The following is an 18,956-nucleotide window of genomic DNA, read 5'->3' as shown; positions in this document are numbered from 1 at the left end:
TTTATTGCAAAGATTGCGTAAGGGTGTTTATCGGGTTTAAGCACTCCGTCTAAATGAAATGCCACCGAATGAAACCCCGAAAGGTGCCCTTCTGGCTGCATGGGTAGGAGTATGGACGTTTGCTTTGGTAGTGCGTAGGAATAGTTGAGTATAATAAAGCTTACCGTGCTTGTCGCGGATCACTCCAATACCGGTTAAATCATAATTACCGACAATATTTCTTTTATGGCCTGGACTTCTTAGCCATTGTTGAACAACGATGTGCGCATTTTTGTAATTATAAGCAACGTTTTCTGCGCCAGCCCCGGTGTTTTTAATTTGTTTATGTAGACGAGTTATACGTTTGCCAAATCCTTGATGACCAAATGGCATTCTATGAGTAGCCATATCTTGAGAATGCAATCTTGCTTCACGTACCATGTTGTTCTCCATTTTTAATGGAGATAGACCGTGTTGTTTGCGGTAGGCATTAATTTCCATTAACACGGCATTTTGGATTGCAGTTTCGCTTTCTACGGCCTGGGGCTTAGTGTTCGCATAAGCAGTAGATAAGAATGCTAATGCGATGAAGCTAAAGAGGGCTATATTTTTTTTCCAAAGCATGTGGATTCACCTATATAAATATCTGTGGTCGCATGGTGACTAAAAAGTGGTTATTTGTCTAGGTTTGAAATGAGTGAATTTTATTCAAAAGAGCATTGATTAACTCTAATTTTGCAAAAAATATTCTAAAAATGTATTTTTTATGCGAGTGCTTGAGGATAGTTAAAGATTAATACTAATGCTTTAGCCGTTTAATAGTTTCTTGTAAGCTTTCAACTTCACCAGAGAAATGGTAATAGATTCTGTTATTCGTACAATCGACAATGCATAATTGTTCTTGAGGGTTATTATTAAATTGTTTAAATACCCAAAATAATCCATCATAGTGTTGTTTTTCAATTTCAGAAAGTAAATCCACCATCTTTTCTTTTTGTAGCTCAAAATGAGGATAAAGAAAGCCACAGGAGCCGCGTGTTACTTTATAGGCAAAATGATTTTCTTTCATAATTACACCCCATCTGTACAAAAATAGACCATATATAAAATTATAGCCTTTTATGGTGAGAACACACGGAGGGAACGAGCCATTTGTAGGGCAATATTTAACGGTTCTTCATCAGTCAGTTATAAATTAACAGAAAGCCCAACTAAAACTGCATGTAAAGTAGGAATATTGGCTAAATTTGTTCTTTGAGAATAAGGATCTAATTGAGTATTCGGTGTATTGCCATAAATTCCCTGATACAACAAACTTAAACTGGCTAAAGCCGTAATTGGATAACCAAATCCAGCCTGTACCTCGCCGGCTAATTGAGAAATTTCATTAACCGGAATGCGGTTAATTTTCCAATGCCGGTAAGCAATACCACCTTTTAACTGCGCAAAAAAGGAACTATTAAATAAAGGGTCAGTTTTTGTAGTAATTAATAAGTCTAAAACTGGAGACAAAGTTGTATGTACTGGGGTCCAGCGAAGACGGCTTAGTGACTTTTTGGGAATATTAAGGCAAATTTTATTACCTGTTTGCAGACCCAACTCGAGGCCTAAGGCAATATCGCCGGCAAGTAGCAATTCATTGCCAAGAGCTAATCTGCCTAAGGCAGAATTATTGTCATTCGCAGCAACTTGGTAATTAGCACTGCCAACACTAGCAGTCACAGACCAAGGTTGATCTTGAGACGTGAGCGTCGGTACGTAGCTTACTGCATGAGTCGTAAAGGAAAACAGAATTCCCATTGCAGTAGATAGTTGTGCAAAATATCTCTTCATTTTTTATCCCTAAATGCATTAGTTCATATCAGCTGGGAATAGGGGCAGTGACCCTTGTTGGCGGAGAGAGAGGGATTCGAACCCTCGATACGTTTCCGTATACACACTTTCCAGGCGTGCGCCTTCGACCGCTCGGCCATCTCTCCATTGCGGCAAGCTTATACATGTCAGTTAATAAAATCAACCCTTATGCACTCAGAATGCATGTTTTTATTGCATTGACTGTATATATTTGTATATCGTGTATACTAAAATGAAGAGATCAATGGTTTTAAAGGAATTAAACTATGTTCATGCGACTTATTATTTTGTCATTGACGTATTTATTCGCAAGTCCGTTGTGGGCAATTACCTGCTATTATACCTTAGCCAAAGATAATTGTTGGTTAAAATATGATGTTACGGTTGAGGTAATGGATGCCGTAAGCGCAAAAGTTTTAACTTCAATTACAGTACCTGCGGGTCAAGCTTGGGGACGTGTTACCTTTCCTTGTGAAACCAATGGACAGAAGTTGATGTATCGTGCTCGTTATTCCCCCATTTTTTGGGAAAGCGAAAAAGGAAAGGTATATTCTGCGAAAAATTACTGGTCTTTGCCTAATGAGATAAAATCTGGCGATTCAGCATGGAATGTTTCCGTGTGTTATCCGACTGACTTTGCGGCAGTGCCATTACCTCCTGAAGCCACAAATAATTGTCAATGTGATTTTTCCACTATTCCTGCTATTCCGCCAAAACAATTATAATAATCTCCAATTCCTTTCCCATATATTGGGAAAGGGGGCATTGCCATTAAGTTAAGGATTTGTCATTCCTTTAAGCAGGGAATGATACTTATCATTTATGAGGAGGCCAAGAAATTGATTACTTTAAGAAATAAAATTGGTCAGATGCTGATTATGGGATTTGCCGGTAGCGAAGTTCATGATAGAAGCCCTGTCGCGGAATGGTTATCACAGGATGGCTTAGGCGGTGTTATATTATTTGATCGCGATGTAGCCACCGGGGATTACGGTAAGAATCTAAAAGATCCTTTGCAAATAAAGCAATTAATTCATCAGTTGAATCATTATTCCGCGCAACATTATGATGAAGATAATAATCGTATGCCCTTATTTACCGCGATTGACTATGAAGGTGGGGCTATTGATCAGCTCACCCATATCGAAGACTGCATGACCACGATGCCTGCTTTAAGCATGGCTCATCTAACTGAGGAGGCTTTGGAGGCGGAATTGAGTCAAATGGCAGAAACTCTAAGTTCTTTAGGGTTTAACTTAAATTTTGCTCCAGTGGTTGATTTACATATGCACGATGAGCGAGGCATTATTGGGGCGATGCAGCGTAGTTTTTCAGATAATCCTGAAGTAGTTATTCGCCTGGCTCGTCAGTTTGTACGTATATTTCGCCGTTATGGGGTTGTAAGCTGTTATAAGCATTTTCCTGGACATGGCAGCGCAGTAGGTGATTCCCACGAGGGCTTTGTGGATGTAACAGAAACCTTTTCCAATGCTGAATTAGCTCCTTATTACGAGTTAGTGAGGGATGTAGAGCAGTCAGCTATGATTATGACGGCCCACGTTATTAATAAAAATTTAGATGCACAAGGGCTACCTGCAACCTTATCTTATAGCATATTGACTGAATTATTACGTAACGAGATGGGATATGACGGAGTCATTATTAGTGATGATTTACAAATGCAAGCGATTACGGATCATTATTCTCTAGATGAGGCCTTACATCTTACCATTAACGCAGGTTCTGACATGATAATTTTTTCAAATCAATGGGATACTATTACTGCACCTGAGGTTATTGAGCGTATTGAACATTTGGTGTTAACCGAAAAAATCGACTCTCACCGAATTGAGGAGGCTTATCGGAGGATCATACGCTTGAAACAAAGTCTAATATATTGATGATTCGAATTAAATCTCTTGACGTGAAGGTAAGATGTGTTAGAATAAGCACTTGTTGTACATATTTTAATCATATATTAAAGGTTTATATGCTTTTACACTCCAGATGCATGATTTCTCATTCTATAAACTTAAACGTTCAGTCTCCTTCTTCTTGTTGTTGCTGTTAATCATTTTAGTTGTCTATTTTTCCCGTTTACTTTAAGGATTTAATCATGTGTGCAGCACATCAAAAGCAAAAGAAGAACTTTATGTTAAGTACTCCAATTATCTATGCCTTGATGATTGGTTTGGGGATTCTTAGTGGAATGTCGAGCATTCCTTTTTTAAAGGATATTGGCTTACTGGTTTCTGATTTATTTATTAAAATTTTTAAGTGCATTAGCTTACCTATTATTTCTTTATCCATTATTGTGACTTTAGCAAATTACACAACTGATGGATTAATGAAAAAAATTTGGCAACGTACAGTTAAATATACGTTTTCAACCACTATTATTGCGGCAACGATTAGTTGCCTTTTATACATCTTAATTCATCCTAGCTCAGTGCAAGTAAATATTAACGCGCAACACATTACTCAATCAGCTAATAGTTTGGGGTATGTAGGGTACTTAGCAAATATTATTCCTACTAATTTATTAGCTCCATTTCTTGAGCAGCAGGTCATGGGCGTTTTATTTTTGAGTATTATTATTGGTATTGCAGTTCGCCAAATCCCTGAGGATGGGGCGCGTGAAACACTGACTTCCTTTTTCCGTGGTGCTCACGGCATGTTTTTAGTCATGACTCGCTGGATTATTGCGATTATTCCTTTAGGTTTATTTGGATTTATGACGTCAACTGTAGTCCAGTTGCGTTCAGGTATGGACATTAAAGGAATCTGGCAGTATTTGCTAATTATTGTTTTGGCAAATCTGATCCAAGGTTTTGTGGTTTTGCCTTTGTGGCTTAAGAAAAATAAAATTAAGCCTTTTGCTGCCATGCGGGCAATGTTACCTGCTTTATCTGTAGCGTTCTTTTCTAAATCTTCGGTAGGAACTTTACCGGTGACCATGAATACTATAGAAAATAATCTCGAGGTAAAACCAGGAGTAAGCCGTTTCGTTTTACCCTTATGCACGAGCATCAACATGAATGGCTGTGCGGCGTTTATTTTTGCTACGGTAATTTACTTGATGCAAAATCATGGGATGCCTATTACTTATTCAACCATGGCACTTTGGGTGATTGTTGCTACTGTTGCTGCAATTGGTAATGCCGGTGTGCCTATGGGATGTTTTTTCCTTAGTATTAGCTTGTTATCCAGTATGAATGTACCTATTGTGTTGATGGGCGTGATTTTACCGTTCTATGGGTTAATTGATATGCTGGAAACTGCGCTTAACGTTTGGTCTGATGCTTGCGTCACGAAAGTTGTTAATGATAAGGCTTTGCTTGAGGAACAAACTGAGCAGAAACCTAAACGCCGCGCTACATTTGCACCGGAACTGGGTTAAAGAAAACAAGGAATTTACTGCTACAAGCTAACACCTGCTACTTATCGTTGTATCCAATGAGGCGGGGAGTTCTTCTGATTGAGGACGTGGAAATTTTTCAGTGAATAACCGATAAGCTCGTGCAGCCCGAAGCGTATTTAATTCACCGGCTTTAGTTACTGGATTGTCTCTAAAAGGGTGACGATGAGATGCTAATTCTTGAAGTACTAAGTTGCCTAGGGCTGATTTTTGATTGGTGATATCAAAGCGTTGTAAAAGAGGAACTTTACCGATTGCTATTTCAATTCGTAGTGCTTTTGCCTTCATCCCTATGGTGTAAAAACGGCATTCATTGCGAAACTTTGCGATAATACTATGCATCTCTTTAATGATAGGGTGTTTGGCCATTTGCGTTGCAAGATTTATTAATTCTAATTTTATCGGTTGTAGCTCTTCTTCTGTTGCTTTATTGTCAATGTCGCGCTGCTTATCCTCTATAAACTGTTTCATCTCTAAATCCGTTTCTCCAAACTGGAATGTTTTTATTTCCCTTAATATGGCTCTACATGCTTTTTTAAGCTCAATAACCTTCATATTTTTATGAAGTGAATCATTTAAGATTTCGAGCTTTTGTTTTAAAGAAGGAAATTCATCCGCATTCGTGGTTTGTTCAAGATAACCTAAGGCTTCGTTAATGGCTTTATCAACTTCCAGATCATTGCGACCGCGTTTATATTGTTTAAATTGCAAAATATAAATGCGATAGTGTTCTAAAGCTAATGAAAATTCGTGCCTAGTTTTTATTTCTGATAACTCCTTAATGATTTCGTTCATTGAAGGACGTTGTGCGCTGTTTATTAAAGTTAGTTTTTCTATAAGTGCTTTTAATAAGGCACCTGATGGGGTGAGAAAAACCGGATTAGAAAAGTCGGTGTTTTCTCCGATTACATCATCCAAATCGGATGCATTAGTTAAAAATTGATAAAGGTTTTTTCCTAACATAAATGCATGAGCTTTATCTGCAGAGCTGGGAAGAGGCATACGACTATTTAATTCCGGAGGAATTAGATCTACTGTACCGGTAATGCCATAAAACCAATAATTTTCGGGAATCGACATATCCAGAAGTCCAGACTCATCGATAAATAAAAACGATTTAGTATCGGCTAATTTTAAAACGCCATTATCAATAAGCCAATTGGAGTTTTTCATATCGGTAAAAGCGCAACCATCACCCACAATATTATTTAAGAGGTTTGCCATTTGCAGATAGACATTTAGTGCTAAAGAAATTAGGTCAGTAATAGAGCGTGGTAATTTGGCATGATTTTCTAAATCAGAGCCCTGGCAATAATCGGTAACCAGGAGTGTGCGGATCACCAGTTTATTTTCACGATTAATAAAGCTACCATCACGCTCAGCCCATATCGAGGTGCATACATTCTCCAATGAGCGTTTTCTTAGATGGATGTCTGCGTGACGGGGGTAATTTTCCCGAAAATCTATTTTAAGAACCAAGTCTTGGCCATTACGTGTATTGGTTACTTTAAAGTTATGTGAATTACCACCGCCCAAACTCATTATGGTGTGAGTTTGTAAAAATATTTGAAATTCGTTATAACCTTCCTCTTGAGGTAAATATAAATTGATGAACTCGTCTCGATTGAAACTCGCCCCAGCAAAAAGGATTTTTAACAAACTATCCACCTTTTCTGGAGGCATGTTGGCTATAAGTTCTGGTAGAGAGGTAGGATCAAAATAGGATGGTTTTGCAGTAAGTTGTGCCTCTAAAGTATCTTCTTGTAAAGAGCTTATATCTAAATCCATAAATTCATGTTTAATTTCTTTAAATAACTTATGGTGAATTTTTTGTTGATATTCAGGACAGGAGGCAATTATTCGCTGTGGGAATCGGTTACTTAATGCTTTTTGTGTTTGGTAAATTTGATAGAGAAATAAACGCCTGTAACGGTAATTTTCTTCACTATTGTATTTTTCAATTAAAACATTTAATTCCACTAATCCTTTAGCCACATCAGCATAAAACCGTTTGAGTTTCGCATCAATTATAGAATCCGGTTCATTAATAGAACAAATGGTGCTAATTTTTCCCATAATAAAGAAAAAAAGTGGAAGAAAAGTGGTATCATATAACCTTTGCTAAGGAACATCCAGTATGTATTTTCAATGTTCTTCTTGGCTGTTTCATTTTCATGGCCTACCGACTTCGTTTTTAAGTCGGTAGGATGGCTGTAAGGTGCGGAGCAATGAGATTTTTTACCGATCAGTAGCCATAGATTTATTGCTTGGGATTAGGTTGTAAGCATCGATGATTATCATATTTTTCACAATGATTCGTAAAATATTGCTTTAATCCAGAGACAAATATGGTTTCACCATTCTCCATAAGAAAAATGCGTTCGGGTTGCAATTCGGCATAGTTTGAGTCCCTTAAGATCCCTTTATATAAAGAACCTGCATTTGCAAATAACCATTTGTCGAGAAATGGAAGTACTTTATCGGCGCTATTTGAGTAAAAGTTTTCATAAACATCAGTAAACAATTTATTTTTCATTTCATAATTGCTCTTGAAATAAAAATTACTGCGATCACGTCGATATTCAGTGAATGGAGGCTTAATTGGATTTTTTTTCATTCCTGCAGCAAAGCTTAATGAAATAATAAGACCCTTAGCGGGTTCGATTTTGAATTGAGTGCCTAATAGGTTAGAACCATTATATTCGTGGAGGTAGTTTTCTAAATAGGCTACAGCTTCATCATTTACCGGATCAAAATAACTATTAATAATGAACTGTTTGGCGAGAAACGTTTGTGGGTCATAGTGGCAGCTTATGTATAGGGCATAAATAAAATGTTCATTCGTGATGTTATCCACTAATATTTTATTGATTTGGTTATGAACTTCGTTACAGCTTATTTGCTGATCTTTTATTTCGCTCTCCATGCGAATAATTTGCGTAGGATACTCTATGCTGCGGGTAAGTAATTTAAGCTGGCTCGGGGCTGCTGACTCATTAGAATAGCTCATGGTTTGAGTATTTTTTTCCGGTGTTTGAGTTAATGACATAATTTGAAGGGTATTATTGGGATGGCTAAATGCGGAAAGCGGTATTAAAACAAGTGCTACGATCAAGTAATTAAATTTCATAACAAACTCCTTTTTCTTAAGCCTTATATTGCATCCTTGGCGGATAACATTGTGATGGCTCACATTTTGAGTATAGATGAGGTGTTTTAGAATTAGCCACCTTGTTTATTAATAAAAAAATGATTAATTTCCAAGAAATAACTTGATATGGATTTATTTTGAACAAAATTGGCAGGGCGTTATCTAAATAAGAGTAGGTCATCCCGAATGGTGTGAGGGGAGCTCCGGAATGAGGCTAAGTATTATTGCCGAAGATAATACCACTTTCAGGAGCTTCTTTATCGTGCTTACAACTTATCAGGTAAAAATCCGCCAGCCTGCATTTTCCACATACGGCTGTAATAACTCGGTTTTTGAATTAACTCCTGATGGGACCCATCTTCAATAATACGTCCTTTTTCAAAAACCAAAATTCGATCCATTTCGGATAAGGTAGATAGACGATGAGCAATAACAATAGTTGTACGCTCTTGCATGACTAAATGTAAGCCGTCTTGAATTAGTTTTTCTGTAAGTGAGTCCAAGGCAGAGGTTGCCTCATCTAATATAAGGATAGGAGCATCTTTTAAGATAGCTCTAGCAATAGCAATTCGTTGTCTTTGACCACCAGAAAGCTTAATCCCACGCTCACCCACCAAAGTATCATAACCTTGGGGAAGTTGAGTAATGAATTCATGACAATGAGCCTTTTTGGAGGCACAAATCACCTCCTCATCAGAAGCACTAATTCGCCCATAACGAATATTGTCCATTAAACTGCGATGGAATAAGGTGACGTCTTGAGGAATCATGGCAATATGCTCGCGTAATGAATCCTGGGTCACTGCCTTGATATTTTGACCATCGATTAAAATGCGACCGGACTCCACATTAAATAAACGCAAAATCAAATTAACAAAGGAGCTTTTGCCAGAACCGGATAAGCCTACTAAACCAATTTTTTGCCCAGGCTCAATGACAATGGATTTATTTTTAAATAGGTGGGCTGATTCATCATAATGAAAACTCACATTTTTAAACTCAATGCGTCCTTGTGTTACAACCAAGGGTTTGGCATTAGGTTTATCTGTAATTTCATGAGGTTCAGTTATTAAGGTTAACGCTTGGCGGCATTTACCTAATTCCTCGGCAAAGAGTACAAATTGGCTAGCCAGATACCATAGGTTATAAAAAATACTAATGGACAAAGAAATAATAAAACTAAAATCGCCTACTGAGACTTGATTTTTACTATACATCACCACAAGCATGTATAAGTTGGTGGCAATTAAAACAATGATACTCACATCCCAATAGATACGCATTTTGAGAATGACCCACTGCATGGCTTGATCGGTAACAACCGTATCTTGAGTTGCGTTTTGAATTAAATTATTTTCATAACTTGCTCGGGAAAATAGGCGTAAATTGGTTACATTACTGATGCTATCCACGATTTTTCCCACGAGTGTGGTTTTACTGGCAGCAAAAACATTGGACATATCACGGACGGGTTTAAAATATACAGCCGCAATGCTAAGAAAGCATATAGTCCATACTAATAGAATGAGTGCAAAAACAGGATGAACCAGCAGCATGCTAATGATTGCAATCAACACGCCAATGATTTGTGCTAAGGCATCATCAATTGTTGTAAAAATGGTAATGGTACCGGCGGTCATGTCGGAAATCTTATTGGAGAGGCTGCCCGCAAAGTTATTTTGAAAATAGCGATGTGAATGTCGATTCAAGTAAGAAAACATAGTATCGACAATATCATAGCGTAACTTGGGAAATAATTGTAAACGAATCCAGTCAACTAAGCGCATGTCAATGGCAATTACTACCCATAATACTATGTAAAGAATTACCATAGGGAGTACGGCATTGAATACAGCACCTCTACTTCCTTCAAAAGCAGCTACTTTATCAATAATTAGTTTAAGCACATAGGGAGAAAGCGTATTATTAACTCCCCAATAAGAAGCCACTAAAAGTAATGAAATTACATAATATTTATGTGGTTTTAATAGCTTAATAAAAAAGTGGTAAAGCGAAATTTTTGTATTCATTTTAATAATCCGTCCCTAATTTCATAGCTTGTGGTAATACCAATCTCTGCTAAAAAATCAGAGTCATGTGATATAACGATTAATGCTCCTGGGTAGGCATTAAGTATCTGAATGATATGAGCGCGTGTTTCTCTATCCAAATTATTGGTTATTTCATCCAAGATCAGTAGCTTAGGACTAATGGCTGCGATCTGCGCCAGAGAGAGTCGCGCTTTCTCTCCTCCAGAAAGGGTTTCAACTAAAGCCTCCACTTCCTCATTCTTACGAAATAGAAAGTCATTTAGATGTCTCCTGATTTCAGTATAGGATCGATTAGGTAACACACAACTTAAAGTTTGCCATACTGTATTTCCTTTGTTTAGGTTGTGATAATGCTGATCCAGGTAACCAATTTCTTTGGCGGGAGGAAGCAGCCACATTCCAGTTCTCACTAAAGAAGGCATTGTTAGGAGTGCTTTGATTAAGGTTGATTTCCCAGAACCATTATTGCCTTGAATCGCTACCCGCTCATGACCTTTGATGACAAAATTTAAGTTCTGTAGAATGGTGGAGGTTGTGGCATAACGAACACTACCTTCGCTAATCGTTATTAGAGCCTGATTGGTGGGCTGGCCCCTTAATATAAATTTGGGAGTAATTATTTCCTCTACGTGTAATTCTGTTAAGCGTTCTGTGAGCTCCTGTCTTTTATGGTTTAATGCTTGTTTTTTACGTCCGGAAGTTTCTTGAGCATTTCTCACTTTGGTTCCGGAAACAAGGGTAGGCCATTTTTTTTGGTGCAATTGTTTTTCACCTAGCTGGCGGCTACTTTTTGCACGCGCCTGTTCTTTCATCAAATTGGCATGCATTTGCTTTTTTTCGCGGACCAGATGGCTTATTTCGTTTTCTAAGGCAGTACGTTGTATGGCTTGCTCTCGCATATAGTCATCATAACACCCAGAAAAAACGTGAATTTGATTTTGTGCAATATGCCAAATTGTATCAACAGTATTTTGTAATAGTTCGATGTCATGGGTTACCATAATTAATGTACCTGAAAAATTAGAGAGCATTCTCATCAATGAACGTCGGTTATAACTATCTAAATGATTCGTTGGCTCATCAAGTAGTAGCAGTTCGGGAGCATGAGCTAGTGCCTGAGTTAGTAATTTGTTAAAGCATTGCCCACCGCTTAAAGAGTCAAACACATCAACAATTTGGGGTATGTATCCATGGGAGAGGTCTTTGGGCATACACAAGGTACCCTCCACAGCAGTTTCTAAACCAGCAAATAGATTCAGTAAGCTAGATTTTCCGGAACCATTACGCCCGATGATGGCAATACGGCTGCCAGAAGTAATTTGACCAGAAAAATCAGAAAAACAGGTTTTATGGGAGAAAGAAAGACTAAGGCTTTCAAATTGAATTGGCTTATGCATCATAAACTCTCTTAAGTGTTCTAAAGGGCGATGAGTTAACTTGCCCGGGTTAGGGCATACTTAAGAAACTTTGTTCATGACGTGTTCGAGCCTCATGGAGATAATTTATTCTTATTATGCTAATCAAAGTAAAGTGGGTTGTCAATTACTAAAGAGTAGGCTGCCTGAGAGATTGCTACTTTTTTTGAACGATAATATAGACCTACAGCGGAATTTCCAAATTCGGAACCAACTCTTTGCAATGACGCATTACCCGTTGATTTTCTGGGGGAAGGGTGAGGTAGTCGCCAAATTGTTGGGTTAATAACTCAGGCGCATTATTCGGAATATTGAAACTTCCCGTTTCGAATACAGCGCGTTTTAAAGGATAAATATCCTCCTGTTTTAAAAAGTTTTTTCCTACACAATTATAGCCACGGCCCAAATAGGGACTGCCGCTAGCATTAGCTTTTTGAATGATATTGTTCAAGCTGGACTCCAATATCGATTTAGGAATAACTTTCCCGATGGTTTTATATACTTTGGCATGATGACCAATACTGACGGCACCATATTTAGTACTTAAAAAACGCGAGATTTTTTTAGCTAGAAACTTATAACGCTTACGTAATTTTTGATCTTCGGGCATGCAATCATAAACGAATACATCGATGAAAATTCCTTGCACATAGGGCTCATTGCCTTGTTCGTGTTTTTCAATGTAGCGACTGGAGCGATCTCTGATTTTTAAGGGGGTGGCCATGTTAAAATAGCCTGGATCAGTATGGATGGTTTGTAACCAGATATGTTCGGGAAGTTCTTGGGGGGCAAGGCGTAAGAATTCTTCATAGCTTGCTCGAGGCATCGCGATATCCATATCATCATCCCAGGGAATAAACCCCTGATGCCGAACTGCACCTAAAAGCGTGCCTGCATCAAGCCAATAATCCAGATTATATTTTTGACAAATTGCATCGACAACTTCTAACATTGCCAGCATTTTTAATTGGGCTTGTCTTAAGCGACCATCGCTTAATGCGGTATCTGCTGTATGTGGATTGATTGGTTTTTCTAAAGCCATGAATGAAGTCTCGCAGTTTTGCTTGCGCGCAGTATAAAATAAATTTTTTTATAGAGCTACTTTGGTGTTGATATCGCATTGCATCAAGGTCAAGGGCGTTTGAAAAATCTTGCTTGGCAGCTTTTTTTCTTATAGTGTATGCCTGTTATTTGATGTTATGAGTGTTTCATGTCTGATGTTCAAACCCCAGCAGAATTTTCCTGTGAGGTTCTTTTATCCGCACTAGCAAAAGAGGCCGCAGGTTGTACTCGTTGTCCGCTTCATAAAACTCGTAAGCAAATTGCCTTTTCTCGTGGTAATCCGCAAGCAAAGTTGATGATTATTGGAGAGGCGCCTGGTTTTTATGAGGATCAGCAAGGCAAACCATTTGTAGGGAAAGCGGGTGGTTTATTGAACCTCATGATGCACAGTGTGAATTTATTTGAGAATGATTTTTATATTGCTAATGTTTTAAAATGCCGTCCTCCGAATAATCGTGATCCTTTATTAGAAGAAATTGTGCAATGCAGCAGCTATTTGGAGCAGCAAATTGCACTTATAAAGCCGGATCTTATTTTGGCTCTGGGGCGTTTTGCCGGTCAGTTTTTACTTAATAAACCTGCGGCGTTAAACCAATTGCGAAATACGGTTCATTATTATAAAGAAATACCATTTATGGTGAGTTACCATCCGGCTTATTTGTTGAGAAGGCCTGCTGATAAGAAAAAGACTTATGCGGATTTGTTAGCAGTGAAGCGGTTTTTGGAAGGGAAAAGATAAATCCGAAAAGTTAACCCTACAGCCCCCCACACTCATCCCTCACTACGTTGGGATAATAGCAGTGAGGGCAGAAGGAGAATAATAATATTATTATGATTATTCTTTAGGCATAGCCGCTTCCACATCGCTAGTAATATCAATCCATGAGCTATCAGAATAAACCACAGAATTTGAGTTTAACACTGCATTAAGTTGTTTTTCTTTAGCTATTTTATCAACTGTTGACTTCACCAAGTCAGTGAATTTTTTCAAACCAGCGGCTTGTGTCTCTTGAATTTTTTTCTGATAAGCTTGGCTCATCTTATTTAATTGGGTTTGCTCCGCAGTAATTTCCTGAGCAACAGTTTTCTTTTTATCATCACTGGTTTTTTCATAGGAACTAATTAAGGTCTGGATCTTGGCTTTTTGAGCCTGTAATTTTTCTTCCATCCCTTTAATGTCCTCTTGAAGCGTTTTGCTACTGTTTTGGATGAATGCTGATTTGTTATACAGCTCAGTAACATTGACTACACCAATTTTTAATTGATCTGCCAAAGCAAATGGGGCACAACATACTAATAAAATAAATCCTAATATTTTTTTCATAAAAAATTCCCTCGATGAGTTTAAATTCCGTTGGTCATCATAGGAGGAATTATTCAAGAGTTCAAGCATGGTTTTTAATGCTTTTATTTTAAAAATAATTAGTTATGGGTGAGTAGGTTAACGTCTAGTGCTTCTTTTTTAGAAAGATTGGCGTCTGTGGGTTTGGGCGAGGCACGTTGCCATAAAAGATATCTATTATGGATGTCCTGAGAAATAGAATAGGTTACATGGGCAATTGTTGTAGAGGCTATTACTACTCCTGTATTGGTCGCAGCCTTACAAAATAGACTTAGCATAGGTGTTTCCCTTTATTGAAATGCTCGTATTATATCGTTAACATGACAAAAAGAATATTTTTTTCAACTTTACGGGCAAATGCAGCCTGGTTAAAAAAACCAGGCCATGCGAATTAATTAGGTCCTTTTGGTGCGGGAGATGTTTCAGCGCTAGTTTTCGGTTCTGAGGTTTTCTCTTTAGCTTTAAAAAATCGATACGATTTTAATGCTTCTGCATCGGGTTGATTTTCTAGTGGAACCACCTTAGCTAGGGGATAGGGCCCCAGTTTTTCTCCAATACCTGCAATAAGTGAAAAGATTACCGCGGAAAGTGTCATTCTTAAAGGGACTTGTTTCCCTGAATAAGTAAGAAAGGTTTTAATAGCTTGTGCCGGATTTTGATAGAATTCACCATACAGGCTTTTTACTACATTGTACGTATTCTCGTTGATTAATTGTCCGTTCGCTGAAACTTTAGTACGCGCTACAATCAAATCTTTTAGTGAGGCAAAAGGATATGCAGCTAAAGCACCAAAGGCACCGCTAATTGCTCCCGCAGTAGCATGTTTTGAGGTTGAGTTCTGCATTTTTAATTGGCTCGCCATCCAGGTTTCAAATTGGAGCATGGCAGTAAAATATGTAACTCCCGACGCATATCGTACTAAAACACCATTTAATAAAAGGGATCGCACGTTATGGGGGGTGTACCATATAAAATTGGCCGGCAAAAGACCTGGTGTTTTTTTCATTTGCCCCAATGATTCAGGTATTTGGGTTAGGGCAAGATCCCAAAAAGCGGCGTGCATAGTAAAGCTAAATGGGATTTTTTGTGCTGGTTTAAGCGGTTCTTCACGAACCACTTCTTCTCGAATAATAGATTCCCCGCCTAAGTTTTCAGTGGGCTTATTATTCTTGGTAGTAGTCACATATGTGGTGCGTGCAGCCGATCCATAAAGGCTGGTTTTTGTTCCTGCATAGAGCGCTCTAAAAAAGCCAAAGGTTCCTCCAGATAGAGGGGGTACTGCTGGAGCTTGAGCCGCCATGCGCGCCAGTAAGGTTTTTACCGGACTTTGTACACTAAGGATAGCAAGATTGGTTACGCCTGCAGCAGTAACTAAATTGCTCGCATGCCAAATAGCTGGGGGTATTTTCATTGAAGGCATGTTAAAGCCTGGCCCTTGTTGTTGCTCTTTATCAGTATTGGCAGATGTTCTAGGATCGCCTGGCATCATAAACCTCTATGTTCGCGTTAAATCGGCGCTATTGTAAGAAGGAAAAATTAACAAAATATTAACAAAAGCGCTTTTTTGATCTATTTTTTGCTCATAGAGTATTTATGATGACCTTGGCTCGAATTAGACGCATTGTACTAATATACTTTATCTAGCTCATTCATCGCCAACAGGTAAGATTCTTTTTTATGCACCTCAGAAGGTTCACATAAACTAACCAGACTCTTGTCGCACCAACGTGTTGCACTAACTAGGGCAAGGGAATCTTTATTTCCTTTTGCAGACCACTCCGCATATTCCAAAAGCAGGCTCGCTATATAGGTTTGCGTCAATGCAAAAGCAAAATGACGAGCTCCAATTTGCTGTTCTTCACTCTTCATTCGACTCATAGAGTCCAGATAATTATGTATTTTTTGTACTGCCTCTACGGTTTTGTTTTTAGCGTGTTGTAGTTTTGGGTCATTAACTAAATTAAGACGATTGCTTACATCCTCAAAAAAAGCAACCGCTGCATTTTCTTTTTCAAGGGCACGTAAAACATCAAGACTTAAAATATTGGTGGTTCCTTCCCAAATAGATAAGACTTGCGCGTTACGTAATAATTGCGGCAGCCCAGTATCTTCAATATAACCGGCTCCGCCAAAAGCCTCTAACGCCTCGCTAACTACCGCAATGGCCTGTTTGGCGGTATACAATTTAGCAAGTGGGGTTAAAAGCCTTAATAGGGAGCGTTCACGTTCTGTAGCAGTTCCTACCTCATCTTTACCGAGTAATTCAATTGCATGGAAAACAAGATGAAAAGCGCCTGTGAATTCCAGATGCATATGGGCCAAGGTTTCCACATGCAAGCCATGCTGAGATAATGGCCGGCCAAAAGCAACACGCTTTTTGGCATAATCACGAGCGAGCGCAAGTGCACGACGCATATAACCCACAGCACAGCAGGCATTGTAAATGCGGGTAATATTAAACAGGGATGAGATTTTTTTTACCCCATCTCCCATACCTCCCACCAAGAGGGCTTGTGCATTATCCAGAGTTAATTCAGCAGTAGGAAGGGCACGCGTTCCCAGTTTGTCTTTTAAGCGGTTGATACGAATTCCATTAAGGAGGCCTTGGGAATCGCGTAATTCTAAATAAAATAAGCTTAACCCACGGCTGCCTTCAGGAGCTCCTTCGATACGAGCTAAGGTCATGGCCATTTGAGAGGTGGTTGCTGAGGTAAACCATTTAACACCACTCAAACGAAATTGAGCCCCATCTGCTTTAGCAATAGTTGAAGTACCGCTCACGTCAGAACCACCAGTACGTTCAGTCATCCATTGGCCAGAAGTCCAAAATTGGGATGGATCTGCTGAGATTAAATGTGGAAAAGCATGTTGTTTAAGGGCTGGATCAGCATAAAGTTCTAAGGCACGTGCTGCTCCATCGGTCATTGCAAGCGGGCAGGTATAAATTGCTGAGGAGGGGTGGAATAAATAAAGTTTGGCAAATTGATGGATACGTGATAGTGCGCCATGCTTACGTTCATAGCCAATAGCAATGAGCTTTTCTTCGGCGGAAATTCGGTCTAGCGCGTTCCAGGCAGCATGTACTTCAATATGATCAATTCGCTTTCCCCAAGGATCATAAGGAACGTGTTTGGGGGGAAAGGCTTCTGCCTCTTGGCCTAATTTATAGATGTCTTCAATGACCCGTTGTCCTAAATGCTGTAAGTCAGGTTGAATCTCATTAAGTATGGAGGCAGGAAGTTTCCATTCCAGGTAATTTTTGAGTACCAGATCATCATCGTATTGATTAGTTAAGCTTGGTGGTGTTTGAAAAAAATCATTCATCTGGAATCCTTCCTTATGATTTTTAAGATACCTTATATTAGCTGGATTTTAATGAATTTTAAAATAGATGATTTCTTGACCTTCCTCAGGAAAAGTGAAACTCTATTCCCTCTTTTTACTTCGCAATGCTTAACTAATAAGGAGATTATTTAATGTTACGCCAAATCATAGGGCAGGGTAAAAAACATATGTTGGCATTGATGTGCATGGTTTCTTCGGCTGCAGGAATGATTCCTCACAGTGCCCAGGCACTTCCATTTAGTGAGATTAGCCAGGTTTATTTTTTTGGCGATAGCCTGACAGATAGCGGTTTTAATAATAACTATACAGCACTCATGGGGTTTCCCATGAAGGCCCCTACGTTCACTACCTTACATGGTTATACTTGGTCACAGTATGTTGCGCATGACATAAAAGGCTTTCCCTTAGCTACGGGGCCATTTCCTACCCTAGCTGATAAGATTACTAATAATACCACCCCGATTAACCCCGTAGTACCCTATGTGATTCCGGAATTAACTGGGGTTAATTATGCCTGTGGTGGAAGTCGAACTAATGCTAACCCTGGCGTTGATTTTATTTGGGCCCCCTCGTTGCATCAGCAAATCCAACGGTATTTATCTACGACACCCAAACACCTTGATCCAAAAGCAATATACTTTGTTTGGTCGGGAGCCAATGATTTATTAGCTGTTTTGGATTCAATGCCATTACCTACCCCGGCGCAATTATTAAAAGTGGCGGATACTACCAGTACTCAAGTAGTTAATGAGGTGGCTACTTTGGCTGCGCGAGGAGCAAAGCGAATTGTTGTAATGTCACTTCCTAATGTAGGTTCCACACCATATGCCAATGATTTGGTGTTGGAAACGGGTGATCCGTCAATCCCAGCAAATATCAAAAATTACAGTTTTCTGTTTGATTCCTTCATGAATCAGAAGTTAGGTTCAGTACAAAAGAGACATCGAACTAAAATATTATATTTTGATACCTATACTGCGTTGGATAATTTGATTGATAATGCCAAGCTAGGACAACCTACGATAATTAATGGGCAATCTTTTTTCTTTACTAATTACAATACACCAGTATGTGGAACTTTGCCGGCGATCGTTTGTGATACAACTTCGAATGGTCATATTTTTGCTGATTCGGTACATCCAACGGATATGGCTCATCGGGCCTTGTCTTTGGAAGTAGAACGACGAATTCAAATGTGGCAGTAATAGGCAGCTACGTGAATTGCGAACGAAGTAAAGCAACGGGGTTCGAAACACGAACCATTGGATTGTTTTACTTCGTTCGCCATGGCGAGATAACTTATTGATATTTATTTTTTTTCTATCAAAAGACATTCAAT

General features: G+C 38.8%; 17 protein-coding genes and 1 tRNA gene. 5 read left to right on the top strand and 13 right to left on the bottom strand.

All coding sequences use genetic code 11. The features are described from left to right. Window positions 1-36: 36 nt before the first annotated feature. The 4 genes from BN3124_RS15980 to BN3124_RS15965 all read right to left on the bottom strand — a co-directional run bounded on the left by BN3124_RS15980 (window position 37) and on the right by BN3124_RS15965 (window position 1,958). Window positions 37-603 carry a CAP domain-containing protein gene (locus BN3124_RS15980; RefSeq protein WP_058535753.1) on the bottom strand — a complete coding sequence of 189 codons (567 nt, stop codon included), beginning with the start codon at window positions 601-603 and terminating at the stop codon, window positions 37-39. A 175-nt stretch (window positions 604-778) separates the two neighbouring features. After that, window positions 779-1,048, bottom strand: a complete 270-nt coding sequence (locus BN3124_RS15975; protein WP_058535752.1) for a hypothetical protein — start codon at window positions 1,046-1,048, stop codon at window positions 779-781. A 119-nt stretch (window positions 1,049-1,167) separates the two neighbouring features. Next, on the bottom strand, window positions 1,168-1,812 hold the full coding sequence (locus BN3124_RS15970; RefSeq protein WP_149865288.1) for a hypothetical protein: 645 nt from the start codon (window positions 1,810-1,812) through the stop codon (window positions 1,168-1,170). A gap of 58 nt (window positions 1,813-1,870) precedes the next feature. Next, window positions 1,871-1,958, bottom strand: a tRNA-Ser gene (locus tag BN3124_RS15965). A 141-nt stretch (window positions 1,959-2,099) separates the two neighbouring features. Between BN3124_RS15965 and BN3124_RS15960 the strand changes: the two genes are divergently transcribed. The 3 genes from BN3124_RS15960 to BN3124_RS15950 all read left to right on the top strand — a co-directional run bounded on the left by BN3124_RS15960 (window position 2,100) and on the right by BN3124_RS15950 (window position 5,233). After that, a complete protein-coding gene (locus BN3124_RS15960) occupies window positions 2,100-2,558 on the top strand; it encodes a hypothetical protein (RefSeq protein WP_058535751.1) in 459 nt (152 codons plus the stop codon). 114 nt (window positions 2,559-2,672) lie between these two features. Continuing rightward, a complete protein-coding gene (locus BN3124_RS15955; RefSeq protein ID WP_058535925.1) occupies window positions 2,673-3,734 on the top strand; it encodes a glycoside hydrolase family 3 protein in 1,062 nt (353 codons plus the stop codon). Between the two features lie 215 nt (window positions 3,735-3,949). Further along, window positions 3,950-5,233 carry a dicarboxylate/amino acid:cation symporter gene (locus BN3124_RS15950; RefSeq protein WP_058535750.1) on the top strand — a complete coding sequence of 428 codons (1,284 nt, stop codon included), beginning with the start codon at window positions 3,950-3,952 and terminating at the stop codon, window positions 5,231-5,233. Between the two features lie 27 nt (window positions 5,234-5,260). Here BN3124_RS15950 and BN3124_RS15945 read toward each other — a convergent pair whose 3' ends face one another. From BN3124_RS15945 to BN3124_RS15925, 5 genes are all read right to left on the bottom strand, one after another. After that, window positions 5,261-7,327: a protein kinase family protein gene (locus BN3124_RS15945; protein WP_058535749.1), complete on the bottom strand. Its 2,067-nt coding sequence runs from the start codon at window positions 7,325-7,327 to the stop codon at window positions 5,261-5,263. Between the two features lie 184 nt (window positions 7,328-7,511). Next, window positions 7,512-8,381, bottom strand: a complete 870-nt coding sequence (locus BN3124_RS15940) for an Lpg0189 family type II secretion system effector (RefSeq protein WP_058535748.1) — start codon at window positions 8,379-8,381, stop codon at window positions 7,512-7,514. A 287-nt stretch (window positions 8,382-8,668) separates the two neighbouring features. Next, window positions 8,669-10,432 (bottom strand): ABC transporter ATP-binding protein, encoded by a 1,764-nt coding sequence (locus BN3124_RS15935; RefSeq protein ID WP_058535747.1) that lies wholly within the window; start codon window positions 10,430-10,432, stop codon window positions 8,669-8,671. After that, window positions 10,429-11,853, bottom strand: coding sequence for an ATP-binding cassette domain-containing protein (locus BN3124_RS15930; protein ID WP_058535746.1), 1,425 nt, complete (start codon window positions 11,851-11,853; stop codon window positions 10,429-10,431). Before BN3124_RS15930 ends, BN3124_RS15935 begins: the two co-directional genes overlap by 4 nt. Before the next feature lie 199 nt (window positions 11,854-12,052). Further along, entirely contained in the window at window positions 12,053-12,910 is an 858-nt protein-coding gene (locus BN3124_RS15925; RefSeq protein WP_058535745.1) for a LicD family protein, read from the bottom strand. A 168-nt stretch (window positions 12,911-13,078) separates the two neighbouring features. Here BN3124_RS15925 and BN3124_RS15920 point away from each other — a divergent pair, with 168 nt between their 5' ends. Continuing rightward, window positions 13,079-13,669 carry a uracil-DNA glycosylase gene (locus BN3124_RS15920; RefSeq protein ID WP_058535744.1) on the top strand — a complete coding sequence of 197 codons (591 nt, stop codon included), beginning with the start codon at window positions 13,079-13,081 and terminating at the stop codon, window positions 13,667-13,669. Between the two features lie 96 nt (window positions 13,670-13,765). Here the strand turns inward: BN3124_RS15920 and BN3124_RS15915 are convergent, their stop codons facing one another. The 4 genes from BN3124_RS15915 to BN3124_RS15900 all read right to left on the bottom strand — a co-directional run bounded on the left by BN3124_RS15915 (window position 13,766) and on the right by BN3124_RS15900 (window position 17,596). Continuing rightward, window positions 13,766-14,254, bottom strand: coding sequence for an OmpH/Skp family outer membrane protein (locus BN3124_RS15915; RefSeq protein WP_058535743.1), 489 nt, complete (start codon window positions 14,252-14,254; stop codon window positions 13,766-13,768). A 98-nt stretch (window positions 14,255-14,352) separates the two neighbouring features. Continuing rightward, entirely contained in the window at window positions 14,353-14,550 is a 198-nt protein-coding gene (locus BN3124_RS15910; RefSeq protein WP_058535742.1) for a hypothetical protein, read from the bottom strand. 113 nt (window positions 14,551-14,663) lie between these two features. Beyond that, window positions 14,664-15,761, bottom strand: coding sequence for a hypothetical protein (locus BN3124_RS15905; RefSeq protein ID WP_149865287.1), 1,098 nt, complete (start codon window positions 15,759-15,761; stop codon window positions 14,664-14,666). A 137-nt stretch (window positions 15,762-15,898) separates the two neighbouring features. Further along, window positions 15,899-17,596, bottom strand: coding sequence for an acyl-CoA dehydrogenase family protein (locus tag BN3124_RS15900; RefSeq protein ID WP_058535740.1), 1,698 nt, complete (start codon window positions 17,594-17,596; stop codon window positions 15,899-15,901). A gap of 152 nt (window positions 17,597-17,748) precedes the next feature. Here BN3124_RS15900 and BN3124_RS15895 point away from each other — a divergent pair, with 152 nt between their 5' ends. Beyond that, window positions 17,749-18,822 (top strand): SGNH/GDSL hydrolase family protein, encoded by a 1,074-nt coding sequence (locus BN3124_RS15895; protein WP_058535739.1) that lies wholly within the window; start codon window positions 17,749-17,751, stop codon window positions 18,820-18,822. The last annotated feature ends 134 nt before the right edge of the window (window positions 18,823-18,956 follow it).

The organism is Legionella saoudiensis, from assembly GCF_001465875.1.
Classification (GTDB): domain Bacteria; phylum Pseudomonadota; class Gammaproteobacteria; order Legionellales; family Legionellaceae; genus Legionella; species Legionella saoudiensis.
Note: the sequence above shows the minus strand (reverse complement) of the source record. Positions and strands in the feature narration are given on the sequence as shown.

Excerpts from the sequence above, each read along its gene's own strand:
- BN3124_RS15915 (WP_058535743.1), bottom strand. The coding sequence starts at position 14,254 with ATGAAAAAAATATTAGGATTTATTTTATTAGTATGTTGTGCCCCATTT.
- BN3124_RS15975 (WP_058535752.1), bottom strand. The coding sequence starts at position 1,048 with ATGAAAGAAAATCATTTTGCCTATAAAGTAACACGCGGCTCCTGTGGC.
- BN3124_RS15895 (WP_058535739.1), top strand. The coding sequence starts at position 17,749 with ATGTTACGCCAAATCATAGGGCAGGGTAAAAAACATATGTTGGCATTG.
- BN3124_RS15930 (WP_058535746.1), bottom strand. The coding sequence starts at position 11,853 with ATGATGCATAAGCCAATTCAATTTGAAAGCCTTAGTCTTTCTTTCTCC.
- BN3124_RS15980 (WP_058535753.1), bottom strand. The coding sequence starts at position 603 with ATGCTTTGGAAAAAAAATATAGCCCTCTTTAGCTTCATCGCATTAGCA.
- BN3124_RS15940 (WP_058535748.1), bottom strand. The coding sequence starts at position 8,381 with ATGAAATTTAATTACTTGATCGTAGCACTTGTTTTAATACCGCTTTCC.
- BN3124_RS15920 (WP_058535744.1), top strand. The coding sequence starts at position 13,079 with ATGTCTGATGTTCAAACCCCAGCAGAATTTTCCTGTGAGGTTCTTTTA.
- BN3124_RS15925 (WP_058535745.1), bottom strand. The coding sequence starts at position 12,910 with ATGGCTTTAGAAAAACCAATCAATCCACATACAGCAGATACCGCATTA.
- BN3124_RS15970 (WP_149865288.1), bottom strand. The coding sequence starts at position 1,812 with ATGAAGAGATATTTTGCACAACTATCTACTGCAATGGGAATTCTGTTT.
- BN3124_RS15900 (WP_058535740.1), bottom strand. The coding sequence starts at position 17,596 with ATGAATGATTTTTTTCAAACACCACCAAGCTTAACTAATCAATACGAT.
- BN3124_RS15935 (WP_058535747.1), bottom strand. The coding sequence starts at position 10,432 with ATGAATACAAAAATTTCGCTTTACCACTTTTTTATTAAGCTATTAAAA.
- BN3124_RS15910 (WP_058535742.1), bottom strand. The coding sequence starts at position 14,550 with ATGCTAAGTCTATTTTGTAAGGCTGCGACCAATACAGGAGTAGTAATA.
- BN3124_RS15945 (WP_058535749.1), bottom strand. The coding sequence starts at position 7,327 with ATGGGAAAAATTAGCACCATTTGTTCTATTAATGAACCGGATTCTATA.
- BN3124_RS15950 (WP_058535750.1), top strand. The coding sequence starts at position 3,950 with ATGTGTGCAGCACATCAAAAGCAAAAGAAGAACTTTATGTTAAGTACT.
- BN3124_RS15905 (WP_149865287.1), bottom strand. The coding sequence starts at position 15,761 with ATGATGCCAGGCGATCCTAGAACATCTGCCAATACTGATAAAGAGCAA.
- BN3124_RS15960 (WP_058535751.1), top strand. The coding sequence starts at position 2,100 with ATGTTCATGCGACTTATTATTTTGTCATTGACGTATTTATTCGCAAGT.